This window comes from uncultured Nostoc sp., assembly GCF_964245575.1.
Taxonomy (GTDB): Bacteria; Cyanobacteriota; Cyanobacteriia; order Cyanobacteriales; family Nostocaceae; genus Nostoc.
The window spans coordinates 1-13,587 of the sequence record NZ_CAXTNP010000222.1; the positions used below are offsets into that span (position 1 = coordinate 1).

Genomic DNA, 13,587 nt, shown 5'->3' on the forward strand with positions numbered 1-13,587 from the left:
CCAGTCCCCAGTCCCCAGTCCCCAGTCCCCAATCATCCAGTACCTAAAAATCAAAACAACTGTCATTAAGAGATTTTTTCTTACCAGATACCCCTGGTAATGCCGTCTTTTCTACTGCCTCGACTAAAGATCGTGCAACTCTGTCTGCATAAGGACGGGATAAAGACCAAATCAAGGGCGATAACCAACCCCGTAGTGTTACAGAATAAGATAAACAAGTACCACAAACCGTTGACTCTACTTGGTAAGTTACCCGTTCTTCTATTCCAGGAATCGCCATCACTCGGATACTCAGCATCTCTCTGGGATTGACACGTTCCACAAAAATTCTGATGGGAATTGGCGAAAAGCGTGTTACAGCTTGAAAAATCAATCCTGGTTTGGGTACTAATCCGCGGGGGACATTAGTACTCTTAAGTTGTGGATGCCAGGAAACATCTGTTAAATCAACCACTTTTTGCCACAGTTCATCTACAGAAGCAGAACTAATCTCTCGATATGTCCACACCAGAGAAGCACAAAACCGACGACGTTTGCGGCGGATGAATTTGGATAACCAACCTTGCATTTTCCTAATCCTCCTCCCTAGATACTTTCTGGTAACTCTGGTATGGTGTGCAACTACACTCAAACCCTAATAGGACTTATGTAAAACTATACGCGCTCAGGGGCAACTCATGTAGACGCAAAGCGGTGAGGGGGTCGCAGTCTTCTCCCTACAGCCCTTCTCCTAAAGGAGACGCTGTTCGCGTTCGGGCATCCTACGGCAGGCGCTAGCCTCTCCCAAAGGGATTCGGGGAGACGTTAAAAGCGATAGCGCAGCGTTAGCGAGTCCGCGAGCATCTGGCAGTTCCCGTCGAAAGCGTTGCGTAAAGCCTGCGGCATGGCAACGCTATGAGCGAGTCTTCTTCCAAGGGGAGACGATGCCGCGCAACGAGCGTCTTGCGTTAGCGCTAGCGGTAGCGAGTCCGCGAGCGTCACCCCCGAACCCGATAGCGCAGCGTAAAGCCAACTATTGGAGAGGCTGCGCCAACGGCATAGCAACGCTATGAGCGAGTCCGCGAGCGTCAGGGCTTAAGGCAGGGTATTGCCCCTACCTGAAAATCAGAGTTTCAACTATTGTTTGCCTAAGTCCTGCCTAAATTAAAACTTTCTCAGAAATGCTCTAAACATAGCAAGCCTGTATTCGGTACAGACCATAACAGATAACATAAGCAATATGGTAAAGAAGTTTTGAGCAGGCCCGTTTAACCCTTGATAATTCCAGGTTACGACTAAAGTCTAGTATTTATACCAGAATGTTCCAATTAAGAATTTCAAAAAAAACTCAGTCAATATACAAGCCTATACGCATTTGAGGGAAAATAACTCTAGTGATGCCGATCAATCGTATAAATGCTTAACCAGTAAGAAAAAGCGGGTTGGGCAAATAGAGCTTGATTGTTGGCGCGTGTTTCCCCCAAATTTTAAGATAAGAAATTTGTGGCTTTCTGGAAATTGTAATTAATTTAGGTTCAAGAATCTATGTTGACCAACTCGCAAACACCAACTGTAGCAGCAGAATCATCCAAGTCTTTGCCAGCACCTGACGCTCAGACTAGAGTCCGCCAGTTTATGCAACAGTTGCAAGACGAAATTAGTCAAAGGCTGGAAAACCTAGATGGTGTGGGCAAGTTTCTTGAAGATAGTTGGGAACGCCCAGAAGGGGGTGGAGGGCGATCGCGCGTGCTGCGAGAAGGTGCAATATTTGAACAAGCAGGTGTAAATTTTTCTGAAGTTTGGGGTTCCCATTTGCCAGCCTCAATTTTAACCCAACGTCCTGAAGCCGCAGGGCATGGCTTTTATGCCACGGGCACTTCAATGGTATTACATCCTTACAATCCTTACGTACCCACAGTTCATCTAAATTATCGCTACTTTGAAGCGGGGCCAGTGTGGTGGTTTGGTGGTGGTCTGGACTTGACACCTTATTACCCCTTTGCTGAAGATGCGGCACATTTACATAAAACGTTAAAACAGGCTTGTGACAAACACCACCCAGACTATTACCCAGTGTTTAAGCGCTGGTGTGATGAATATTTCTACCTCAAGCATCGTGATGAGACACGGGGCGTAGGTGGTCTGTTTTTTGATTACCAAGATGGTCAAGGTGCTTTATATCGTGGGCCAAATCCCAATGGGGAAGCAGCTATTCATAGCAATCAGGTGGGAACACCAGCAACCCGCTATTGGGAAGATTTGTTTGCCTTTGTGCAAGACTGTGGCAGAGCATTTTTACCAGCCTACGTACCAATTGTAGAACGGCGCAATGGGATAGAATATGGCGATCGCCAACGGAATTTTCAACTCTACCGCCGGGGACGGTATGTAGAATTTAACTTGGTTTATGACCGAGGCACCATTTTTGGTCTACAAACCAACGGACGCACCGAATCAATTCTCATGTCCCTACCACCCTTAGTGCGTTGGGAATACGGCTATCAACCGGAACCCAATACACCCGAAGCCGAGTTGTATGAAACTTTCCTTAAGCCTCAAGATTGGATCAACTGGACACCCAAATAGTGCTGAGTGCTGTACATGAATAGCGGGGCGTTTAGCCCATGCTAAGTTAGGAGTCAGGAGTCAGGAGTTATAATAATTACCCTGATCTTCCCCGACTCCTTCATCTCCCTCATCTCTCCCACTCCCCACTCCCCACTATTTTGCTGAGTATAAACTACTAAAGTTAAGCACTTAGCAAAAAAAGGTGACAATTTTAGCTATAGCTTGTTAATCTCAAGTGGCAGTATTAGAAAATTCTGTAACTAGTTAATCTTTAAAAAAATGTTACGGGGAGGGCTTTAGTGATTCATATAGACCAAAAAACTTATACAACCCAAGACGGAAACACCGTTATTGTCCTGACCCCAGCCGGTCGCCTAGATATTACCACTGCTTGGCAATTCCGGCTGAAGTTACAGGAGTGTATTTCCAAACTCAGCCGCCATGTAGTTGTAAATCTGGCTCAGGTAAATTTTATTGATAGTTCTGGTCTTACGTCTTTGGTTGCTGGGATGCGTGATGCTGATAAAGTTAAGGGCAGTTTCCGCATCTGCAATGTACATCCAGAAGCCAAACTCGTGTTTGAAGTGACGATGATGGATACTGTCTTTGAAATCTTTGAAACAGAAGACGAAGCTTTAGAAGGTGTACCTCGTAGCATCGCTAGCTAAAAAAGAGTTAGGAGTTGATTCAAGATCATAACTCATGACTTATAACTTTATCTTATTGAATACTGGTTTCGCTTGGTGTAGCGATAAGGCCCCATAATCGCTCCCCAAGTTGCTTTTCCAGTTGCTGGATCAATTCCTTTGTCGTAGCTGTGAAATTCTGCAGCAGTAGCTTCAAAACCCAAGGAAACATTGATACTATTGCCAAGATAAGTAAAGCTGCAACGAGTTTCTGGTAGTGGGGTAGCGGTAAACTTATAGCGATCGGCAGCTAGTGTTTCCTGAGTTACTGTTAGGATACAACCTGGTAGTAAATATAATTGTTCGGATGTCAGTGTGTTAAGTAGAGCAGGGTTATTGCCTGCGCCTATTAATGCACCTGGATCTTGAGGCATGTAGTATTGTACTTCCAAAGATGTGTCATTGCTGCCCTGACGCAACCGCATAATTCGCTGCCGGTAAGGTTTATCTAGGTTAAGAACGTTAGCCTGTTCGGCAAACAGGGTGAGGCTATCTTCTGTGAACAGATTAATTGGTCTTTGCCACAGCCGGAGGTGGACATACCAAATTGGTTCTCCTATGGCTTGTTCCTTATTATCAAATTCACCAGCTAGATACTCACCTAAAGCAATTAACTGTGGCGAAAAGTTCATAAATGCGATCAACAAATCATTAAAGATAAATATTTTTGGCTAGTTTTTTAGAGCAAAAGGTCTTAATCCTCTATGGCTACTAGCTTATAAAATACTTCTGATTTGTCTACATTGTAAATGAAACCGTCACCAGTTAAAAGCTCAACTTGGCAAAGTAGCCTTTAAGCGAGAAAATAAAGATACGTCGCCCTTAACATTTTCTTTGTGAACAACGTCCGTACTGTCTCTGATACAAAACGAACTTTTTACAATCTTCATACCCGTCCGATCAACACTATTTATCGTCGGGTAGTAGAAGAATTGATGGTGGAAATGCATCTGCTGTCAGTAAATATCGATTTTAGCTACAATCCAATTTATGCCTTGGGCGTCGTCACTACTTTCGACCGCTTCATGCAAGGCTATCAACCAGAACGGGATCAAGAATCAATTTTTAACGCCCTATGTCGGGGTATAGAACAAGATCCGCAACACTATCGACAGGATGCCGAAAGATTGCAAGGTGTAGCTAAAGGTTTGCCAGTTAAAGATTTAATTGGGTGGCTAGGCCAAACTACTTTTTTAGATCGAGATGCTGACTTGCAAGCACAACTGCAAGCGATCGCCAACAATCCTAACTTTAAATACAACCGTTTGTTCGCAATTGGTGTATTTTCGTTATTAGAACAGTCAGATCCTGAATTAGTCAAAGATGAAAAGCAACTCACAGAGGCTCTAAAAGCGATCGCTGCTGGCTTGCACTTGTCCGATGACAAACTCAACAAGGATTTGGAGCTATACCGTTCTAACCTAGAGAAGATGGCGCAAGCGCTGGTGGTGATGGCAGATATGCTCTCAGCCGATCGCAAAAAACGTGAACAACGTAAACAACAATCAACTACTCCCGTTGCTCCCCCAAGTTCCAACGAATAGTTAGGAGATGGAAGTCAGGAGTGATGAATTATGAGTTAAGAGTTGTTAATAACTCCTAACTCATAACTCCTGCACAGAGGCGATTAATCGCGTCTTCTAACTTTTGATTTTAGACGCCCAATAATTTGTAGATTAAGCTGTTAATTATAGTCAGCGCAAATGCCCCAATAACGGCACTCCAAATGCCGTAACGCAAGCGAAAGCCCTCAACTAACCAAGCAGCAATACTAAAACAAACCACGGCAATCATAAATGTGAAAATGCTGGATAGCAAGTCCAATGTGAGTAAATTTGGTACTGCAAAAATGAGGCTTAAAATCGGTCTGACTATTGCCGTCACGATACCAAGCACTGCGGCAGAAAGGAAGGCTTTACCTGGAGTGTCAATTTCAACTCCTAAAGGTAATTTACTAATTATCAACAGGCTAATAGCTGTTATTAACCAAACAATTAAAAGCGTTACAATATTCATGCCACAACCCCTGAAACGTGAATGGCAATTGGTGATAAATTACTTCACTTGATCGGTGTAAAAATCTTTAAAGCTCAACCAATTATTTGTAAATTAGCAGAAATTTTGTCGCTAACCGAATTTTGTTTTAGATATCTTTAGGTTTGGGAACAAAGTTTAAAGACGAGGGGGACTAGGGGATCAGGAAGCAGGGAAAGCAGGGGGCAAGGAGGAGAATAAAAAATTACCTCTTTCCCCTCTGCTCCCAGCAAGAACTGCCCCTCTGCCTCTTCCCCCTGCCCCTATCTCATCTTTTAAGACTAGGTTGGGTTTGTTTGGGTGCTACAGGCGCTTGAGATGCCTTCTTGTTGAAAATACCAGGATTGATAGGACTGAAGCCTTGTCCAGTTGGAGGCTGACTTATGCCAGGAAAGGGTACAGAATTAGGTGCTGAGGGAAATTTAGGGGTAAGATTCCCTTCAGGATTGATGCCTGGGACTGGTGCGGTTGTGGGTATTGGTGCTGCACCAGGAGCGATTGGGAAAGAGGGGATATTAGGCTGGTTGAGTGAGTTTATGGGTGGTTGAGATGGGCCAGGAATAATTCCCAAAGAAACGCGATCGCCTCCTACTTGCCGTAGCAAATCCAATGTCTCAATCACATCATTATAAGTTGCTGTCCGCGAAGCATTCAGCACCACAACGGCACTAGGGTTTGCCTGGAGATACTGTTTTAACCTCGCTCCCAAATCATCCCGTTGTACAGGCTGTTTTTCTATATAAGTATTGCCAACGGCATCGATAGTTACAATCAGACTTCCACTCTGTGATCTTATTCCAGATACTGAACTGGCGCTGGCTTTGGGCAAATCAACATTTATTGCCTGTTGGCGCGTAAATTGTAATGCCGCTAATAAAAAAAACGTCAGAATACAAAAAACAACATCTATTAAAGGGATGATTTGAATTTGGACTTCTTCAATTGGGGTATGTAGATTAACTTTCATTTTCTCAATTTAAACGCCTAGTTTGGGGGTTGAATTCTTGACTAATTAGGTGAATTTGGGGGTTCAGGAGGTTCAGGCAACCTAGTTTTTCCTAGCTTGCGGGGTGGAGTGAAATTTTCCTGCACAATTGCTGATGTACTATTACTAAAATCAGGGGGGGACTGGCGGTAGAGTAATTCCATCTCATTGCCTGCCTTCCGAAAAACTTTGACTTGGTTGACTACAAAACTTTGAAATAGGCGATAAAATACCAAACTAATAATGGCAACTATTAGCCCAGTTGCCGTACTAATTAAGGATTCACCAATACCAGTAGTCACCCCGGCGGTAGATTCAGTTCCCAAATCGCCAATCCGAATTGAGCGCAGAGAACGGATTAGACCCAAAACCGTGCCCAACAATCCCAGCAGGGGCGCGAGGGCAATTACAGCTTCTAAAAGTTTTTCGCCCCGCCGCATTCCAGCCAATTCATCTTCTGCTGTAGCCTCAAGTGCTAGTCGAAAGGTTTCTACATCAGTTTTTGGAAAACGTAAGGGGGCGTAGAGAAAACGCCCGACAGGCTGATGGCTTGCTTGTCTTGCAATATCAGCAGCTACTTGCCAATTATCCTGGGCAGCATCCAGGATGCGATCGACTATTTGCTTTTCCTGAGTCAAAATTCGCAACCAAAACCACAAACGCTCAAAAATCACACTTAAAGACAGAATCGAGAGAACAAGCATTGGCCACATTGCTGGCCCGCCTTTATAAAATAAATCTAAAATATCCACTGTTTAAGTTTCCTCCCTCCATGATTAAAGCAAATGTGCTAAGGCATTTTAATTCTAGAGATTAATGCAAAATGAGGGACTTCCAAAATATAAATTTCTCGAAAACCTAAAAAGACAGTGCAAGCATGGCGTATTTGACTTAGACTGCTCGACAAACTTGCTGCTAGGTTGCCATAATCCCCAATTACTACAATCACTGGAGTTCTAATTTGTCAAACCCTTGCAGTATTAAACTCTTGTGCAGAATTACAAAATAGGTATTTGGCGAAAGATTACGAGTAGCGTCTTCCAGACTAACTAGGGCGGTTATTCCCACCAGGAATTTTTAGCATAATTTGTCAAAATTAAAGATAACTGGAGGTTCAAAATATGAAATTTTCAATCCAATCACTTTACACTTGGTATGGCGATTTGCTTCGTAACCCTAAGTACCGTTGGTGGGTAATTTTAGGAACGCTAGTCTATTTGGTCAGCCCAATTGATCTTCTCCCAGATGTTTTACCCATTGTGGGACAGATTGATGATGTTTTCCTTTTGACTCTGCTAGTTTCTGAGGTGTCTGGGCTAGTAATTGAGGGCTGGAAAGCTCGTAAGGGTGATGTGGGTACTGAAGTATCTAATACTACTGAGGGTTCTACCTCTACTGCAAGCACCATTGATGTTGATGCTGTCTCGGTTAAGTAGTTTTAATAAAACCCCTGCTTTTGGAATCTGATGGAATCTGAGGTGGGGGATATTTTTTTTAAACGCAGAGGAACGTAAAGGGAAGCGCAGAGGAACGCAGAGGGTGAGTTAGAGGTTGTTGGCTACGCGTTTAATACCTTCTTTGAGGTGGAGAACGTTAAAGTTGATCAGAAGACCTAGTTTGCAGTTTGCTAGTTTGAGATAGGTTAGGAGTTGAACGGAGTGAATCGGGTGGAAGGATTCTACAGATTTAATCTCTACAATTACTTTGTTTTCGACTATCAAATCTAATCGATAAACGCATTCCAATTGCACATCTTGGTAAACCAAAGGCAATGGAATTTGCTTACCAACATTCAATCCGGCTTTTTTCAAGTCATAATCCAAGCACTCCTGATAAGCCGACTCCAATAAACCAGGCCCTAAAGCAGTATGCACCCTCATCGCACAACCAATAATCACCCCACTCAACTCATTCTCTCTCATCCTCTGCGCTCCTCTGCGTTTCCCTCTGCGCCCCTTTGCGTTTAAAAATCTTCCACAAATTCCGTCAAGAACCTGAATGCTTTCAAAATATAGCTAGCACAATCTCTAGGAGAAGTATTGTAAAACGATCGCCACGCACTAGCTTTATCCTCATCATAGCGATCGCTACGATGAGTATGGTTTTCCAGCCACGCCAATCGCACTGCATGGCCAATTAACACATCCAACACAATATATTCTTCAATTTGCAGCTTAGGATTATTAGCAGCGATCGCAGCTAATTCAATTAATGCTTCAATATTAACTTGGCGGTATTCTGAAGCTTCGATTTTATTCAGCAAATGCTCAACTAACAGAGCAAAATTTCTTTCCCCGGCTGTCATTTCCGACAGCATTATCTCACTATCTAAACGATTGCGGCGTTCTAATTTATCGCCAATTACTAGACCCTTGCAATGTTGCATTAATAGCCAAACTTGTTTAAAAAATTCTTTTGGTACGCGCCCCGTCGCACCCTCGGCTTGGCGAAATCGTCGCCAACCGCCTGGCGGAACTTCTATCCCTTCAGCAATTCCTGGTAGCACCACCCAAGCAATATCACTTTCTTTTTGTTTGACGTGCAGTGATTCTTGCTGGCGCAATAGGTTACTCATGCCAGTATATCCAGTTAATACCTGACGCAAACGCATTTTAACTTCAAAGGGTGAAAGTTGCATTAAGTGATCATAAGCTTCATCTTGAGTGACATGCAATTTCCGCGCTAGTTCGCTGGTGATCAATAAGATTAGATAGCCGACTCTCAGGGTCAATAGTCCTTGAAATAGTCCGGGTTCTGAGCGAATTAAGATACCAAGATAGATTAAAATCTCTTGGGTGAGAACGCGATCGCGTATATCCTCACGACAAAAATGATTAATTTTATCGGCAATTTCATCGTGGGACATGGGTACAGTAATTAAGGACGCTTCACTGTAAGCTTTACCAACAGCAATTTGCTTACCTCGCACCAAAATACTCGTGACTGCATCTGATAGGCTGATATCAACCATTTGCCGTAACCCCGCAGCCCGACGCACTACTGCCCAAATGCCTAAATCTCCAGCTTTGGTGTAAACTTCATCTAGTAAATCGCCTACGGTGACAGGATATCCTGGGCCACCATACCCTGTATCAAATTTCATTCCCTGCAATCGAGTTAAAGTTTGCAATAACTCAATTTGCTCGTAGATATTCTCTGATGAGCGCAAATAAGAAAGTAATAATCCGAAGTTAGTTTCATACTCCATTTGAAATTCTTGGGTATGTCCTAAGCGCCAGTTTTTCTCAGGATGATATGCCAGGTAATAGCAACGTGGACTAGCATTTTTCACTGGCGATCGCGAAAATTCTGCATTGGGAAGAAAATCAATTCTTTGGATTCCAGCTGTTAGCATTAGCTGATTTAGCCGCCCTAATTTCACCCGTACACCGTTACAAACACCATCTTTCAGTTCTTGCATCAGTTCTAGTAATGCTTCCGAACCGGCTTCTAACATGGTGTGCGTCAACATTAAAGTTAAGGTAGGACGACCTAAATCGCTCCAATATTTTTGAATGTAAGCTAGTTCGCTTCTAATTTGATCTAATAGAAAATGGTAATCAAGGGTTAAGTAAAACTGTTGAGAATCTGAAAATGAAGGCAAAAATACAATTGTTTCACCGCTAATCCGAAAGATTCTAGATGTTGTCAAACTCCGCAGCCGCCGCACTGGCCGCCCAGTTAAACCAAGTTTATCGTTACGTCCAATTTGGGTATAAATAGCTGAAAATTCTCCAGCTTTTCTCACTTGAATTGGTTCTACTTGAGTAGGCGTTTGTGCTTCAATTCCGTGAACTTCTAGTTTCGTTTGTAAATCTTCATCTTCTGCTAATAAGGCAATTTGTACCAATGCCTCGCGCTGTTTGCCCACACACAAATGTCTTCCCAAAGGGTCGATATCACCAACCGCTAGTAACCCTTCACTCAACATTTCACCGAGAAAATATAAACTCTGCGCCCATACTAAGGGAATATTTTCATTGGGCAAGCGTAGCTGCGTTTGAGGTGCTAACTTTTCTGCCTCTATGTTTTCTGCTGGAACATAATAAAGTTCTGGCAATAAACGCAAACCATTTTGTTCTATAAGTAATGATTCTAAAAGAGTTTGGTATTTTTTAACTTGTTCTTGATCGCCGCGAAATAATCCATCTAGAACTAAATAAGTGAAAAATAACGGCCATTCGCATTCAATATGCTCAAATTGCTTGAGTTCCCACGGTTCGTAGTGCAAGCGATGATTATCTTCTAAAACGGTTTGGTGTCCATCACGCAGAAAGCGTTTGCAGCCGTATTTACCTGCGAGTTTATTGATAATATCGTTTAAGGTGCGATCGCGTAATTTAAAGTCTTCCACTGCAAAGGCAGGATAACTAATAATACTTAACAGCGCCGCATCAATTTCTTTAGAACCAGATTCCCTCGGTAATAAGGATTCTAAGGTAATCCGGGCGCGGGCGATTTCATCTGGTAGCACATGAACTACCGATGCTTGACTACCATGCACACCAAACAAATCCAGTCCATTGATAGCTTCTAAAGCAGCTTTTGCCATACCTACGGAACTGGCATTTAACTCAGCATTACCCCGATTAATTTTATTACCACGTTCCCAAATGCCGTAATCTGGTGTGCGGTAAGCTCGTCCAATGTAGTAAACTAAATTTTGGACGAAATTCACTTCATCAATCGTATAAATTATTTGTACTCCTGCTGCGGTCATTTGCGCCAATATCAGCAAAAATATAGATGTGGCATCAAGTTGCAAATGTCCCCATTCATCATCACCAACAACAATATCACCAGTCGCAGTATTATATTTGGCGTGTAGTCCATCTAGTAGCGACTGAGTATGTTTAAATGTCTCTACTTTACGAGCCTGTCGCATCATCGCAAACAACAACCCGCGCATCAGTTTAATGACACTATGTTCTAATTCATAGGTGCGTCCTTTGTCGTCGTCAATCTTGCGGTATGCAAGTCCTAAACCCCAAACTGCCAAAATGCTGTAAACATTGTCTCGCACCCAGGCATCAGTATAATCGCCGTGGGCTGTAATCGCTGTACTCGCAGGTAGTAAACCAGTAATCGGATTCTGGCGAGTTAGGATGATCGTTTTGATTTGCTGGTAGTAATAGTCCAGGCGAGTTAGCAATTTGGTAGATGTTTTCATGGTTTGGTTTAGAACAACTTGCAAAATTTGACCCTGTGACTGTGAAGTGAATTACCTAAACCAAGTCAGAATAAGTTCTGTAATGGTTGATGGGACAACAGCTAAGGGTGGTGTGAGTTTATTATTATCTCCTGTTAATATGCCTCTGGGTACTGAATTTTAGCGATTCCGAACTAAGAGTAACTTTTAGGAGAAGAGCGATCTCGCTTATAACAAAGTATCAATTTTTGTTTCTATATCTAAGTATAGAGTAAACTAGGCATACCCAAGAGCGATCGCTAAAGCTCAAAAACCTCACCGCAACAATGAAGTGAAACCTGCCAACCCATTTCTAATTCTCCGTCGTTTAGGTGACTACACATAAAGTTGTTTGATACCAAAGATTACTTATTGAGGTTGTAAATATTTTAACTCTATAAAGTTTGCAAGTAAATTCGTTGATTGGCTTAACATAGATTTTATTAATAATATAATATACTTAAAATTTTTAATACTTACTTAAAAAGAGGATAATTAAATTACTCACTAGTTAAAAATGTCACAATTTCTGAATAGTAATATTCAGTATCTACCGGAGATTGCTATTCCGGGTTAGGATGATGACTAGCGATGCCTTAATTTAGATATCGATATTGAGTTGTTGAAATTTTATGGGCCATAGTCCACCAGATGGCAGTATCAACCTCCTCTGAGCTGGCGAGGAAGTCTCCCAGCGCGGGGGAGACTTAGGAGATATATCTACATGCTTACACAAGATATTCGTGATTTGCTGACTGATACTACCGATTTAAACCAGCTGAAATGGGATTTAAATCGCTTACAACCTGTGGATGTAGGAGAATACATTACACAATTGCCAGAAAAAGAACGTGCGATCGCATTCCGTTTACTCAACAAAGGTCAGGCAATTGATGTATTTGAATATTTGCCAACAGAGGTGCAGCAGGAACTAATTAATTCTCTGCATGATGTCCAGGTAGTGCACCTTGTAGAAGCGATGAGTCCTGATGAACGGGCAGAATTGTTTGACGAACTACCTGCTGGCGTAATCAAACGGCTGTTGCAAGAACTGAGTCCAGAACAAAGGCAAGCAACAGCAACGATTCTCGGCTATCCAGAAGGCACTGCTGGGCGGGTAATGACAACTGAATATGTGCGGTTGCGGCAAGGATTGACTGTAGGTGAAGCCTTAAGTAAAATCCGCCGTCAGGACGAAGACAAGGAGTCGATTTACTACGCCTACGTCACAGATGACAACCGCACGCTGGTGAGAGTAGTTTCACTGCGCCAGTTGCTGTTTACCTTTCCCGATGTTTTCATCAAGGATATTTCTAGCGATCGCGTCATCAAAGTTAGAACTGAAACCCCCCAAGAAGAAGTGGCGCGAATTATGCAGCGCTACGACTTAATCGCTATCCCCGTAGTTGACCGAGAAGACCGATTGGTGGGCATTGTCACCATTGATGATGTCATGGATATTTTGGAAGAGGAAGCCACAGAAGATATCCAAAAACTGGCGGGTGTCAGTGGTGATGAAGCAGCTTTATCCTCTCCCCTCCTCACCATCCGCAACCGCTTACCTTGGCTATTGGGCATCATGGCACTATATATTGGTGCCGCCAGTGCGATCGCGCCTTTTCAATCTGTAATAGCCGCAGTGCCGGTTCTAGCAGTAATCATGCCGATTTTTTCTAACACTGGTGGTACTGTTGGGATTCAATCATTAACGGTGACAATTCGCGGCTTAGGAGTGGGAGAGGTAACACCCAAAGATACCTTGAAAATTCTTCGCAAGGAACTTCTAGCTGGTTTAGGTACAGCCGTAGCTTTAGCCACAACGATGATTCTGCTTTCCTTAATTTGGGCGCGACCCCAAGAACGATGGGTGGCTTTAATTGCCGGAATGGTAATGGCAACTAATACAATTGTGGCTGTTACACTCGGCACTTTACTGCCAATGGGTTTGACACGGCTGAAGCTTGACCCTGCTTTGGTTAGTGGCCCGTTAGTGACTACAATGCTAGATACAATTGGGTTTTTAACGTTCCTCAGTCTAATTTCTCTAGCTTTAAACGTTTTCCATTTACCAACTTGAAAGAATTGGGAATGGGGCATTGGGCACTTGTACTGAGCGAACGCGAGTGCGTCTCGTAGAGAAGTCGAAG

Annotated in this window: 12 protein-coding genes; 5 read left to right on the plus strand and 7 right to left on the minus strand. The window is 43.0% G+C overall.

Annotated elements, in window-relative coordinates; all coding sequences use genetic code 11:
- Positions 1 to 43 precede the first annotated feature (43 nt).
- Positions 44 to 568, minus strand: coding sequence for an SRPBCC family protein (locus ACFFAP_RS27730; RefSeq protein WP_375514243.1), 525 nt, complete (start codon positions 566 to 568; stop codon positions 44 to 46).
- Between the two features lie 956 nt (positions 569 to 1,524).
- On the opposite strand from ACFFAP_RS27730, the gene hemF reads away from it, so the two are divergent.
- Positions 1,525 to 2,565, plus strand: a complete 1,041-nt coding sequence (gene hemF, locus ACFFAP_RS27735) for an oxygen-dependent coproporphyrinogen oxidase (RefSeq protein WP_375514244.1) — start codon at positions 1,525 to 1,527, stop codon at positions 2,563 to 2,565.
- A 281-nt stretch (positions 2,566 to 2,846) separates the two neighbouring features.
- Positions 2,847 to 3,215, plus strand: a complete 369-nt coding sequence (locus ACFFAP_RS27740; RefSeq protein ID WP_114083376.1) for an STAS domain-containing protein — start codon at positions 2,847 to 2,849, stop codon at positions 3,213 to 3,215.
- 47 nt (positions 3,216 to 3,262) lie between these two features.
- Here ACFFAP_RS27740 and ACFFAP_RS27745 read toward each other — a convergent pair whose 3' ends face one another.
- Positions 3,263 to 3,865 carry a chromophore lyase CpcT/CpeT gene (locus ACFFAP_RS27745; RefSeq protein ID WP_375514245.1) on the minus strand — a complete coding sequence of 201 codons (603 nt, stop codon included), beginning with the start codon at positions 3,863 to 3,865 and terminating at the stop codon, positions 3,263 to 3,265.
- Positions 3,866 to 4,069: 204 nt separating this feature from the next.
- On the opposite strand from ACFFAP_RS27745, the gene psb29 reads away from it, so the two are divergent.
- A complete protein-coding gene (psb29, locus tag ACFFAP_RS27750) occupies positions 4,070 to 4,777 on the plus strand; it encodes a photosystem II biogenesis protein Psp29 (RefSeq protein WP_375514246.1) in 708 nt (235 codons plus the stop codon).
- Between the two features lie 109 nt (positions 4,778 to 4,886).
- Here the strand turns inward: psb29 and ACFFAP_RS27755 are convergent, their stop codons facing one another.
- The 3 genes from ACFFAP_RS27755 to ACFFAP_RS27765 all read right to left on the minus strand — a co-directional run bounded on the left by ACFFAP_RS27755 (position 4,887) and on the right by ACFFAP_RS27765 (position 7,004).
- Positions 4,887 to 5,249 (minus strand): phage holin family protein, encoded by a 363-nt coding sequence (locus ACFFAP_RS27755; protein ID WP_375514247.1) that lies wholly within the window; start codon positions 5,247 to 5,249, stop codon positions 4,887 to 4,889.
- Positions 5,250 to 5,535: 286 nt separating this feature from the next.
- Positions 5,536 to 6,234, minus strand: coding sequence for a biopolymer transporter ExbD (locus ACFFAP_RS27760; RefSeq protein ID WP_375514248.1), 699 nt, complete (start codon positions 6,232 to 6,234; stop codon positions 5,536 to 5,538).
- A 41-nt stretch (positions 6,235 to 6,275) separates the two neighbouring features.
- Positions 6,276 to 7,004, minus strand: a complete 729-nt coding sequence (locus ACFFAP_RS27765) for a MotA/TolQ/ExbB proton channel family protein (RefSeq protein ID WP_375514249.1) — start codon at positions 7,002 to 7,004, stop codon at positions 6,276 to 6,278.
- A 369-nt stretch (positions 7,005 to 7,373) separates the two neighbouring features.
- On the opposite strand from ACFFAP_RS27765, the gene ACFFAP_RS27770 reads away from it, so the two are divergent.
- Positions 7,374 to 7,688, plus strand: a complete 315-nt coding sequence (locus tag ACFFAP_RS27770; protein WP_375514250.1) for a YkvA family protein — start codon at positions 7,374 to 7,376, stop codon at positions 7,686 to 7,688.
- Between the two features lie 108 nt (positions 7,689 to 7,796).
- On the opposite strand, the gene ACFFAP_RS27775 is transcribed toward ACFFAP_RS27770, so the two are convergent.
- Both ACFFAP_RS27775 and ACFFAP_RS27780 read right to left on the minus strand, forming a co-directional pair.
- The gene (locus ACFFAP_RS27775; protein ID WP_375514251.1) at positions 7,797 to 8,174 is read right to left on the minus strand and encodes a GxxExxY protein; all 378 of its coding nucleotides are present in this window, start codon (positions 8,172 to 8,174) and stop codon (positions 7,797 to 7,799) included.
- A gap of 41 nt (positions 8,175 to 8,215) precedes the next feature.
- Entirely contained in the window at positions 8,216 to 11,422 is a 3,207-nt protein-coding gene (locus ACFFAP_RS27780; protein WP_375514252.1) for a glycoside hydrolase family 15 protein, read from the minus strand.
- 742 nt (positions 11,423 to 12,164) lie between these two features.
- Here ACFFAP_RS27780 and mgtE point away from each other — a divergent pair.
- A complete protein-coding gene (mgtE, locus tag ACFFAP_RS27785; protein ID WP_375514253.1) occupies positions 12,165 to 13,517 on the plus strand; it encodes a magnesium transporter in 1,353 nt (450 codons plus the stop codon).
- The last annotated feature ends 70 nt before the right edge of the window (positions 13,518 to 13,587 follow it).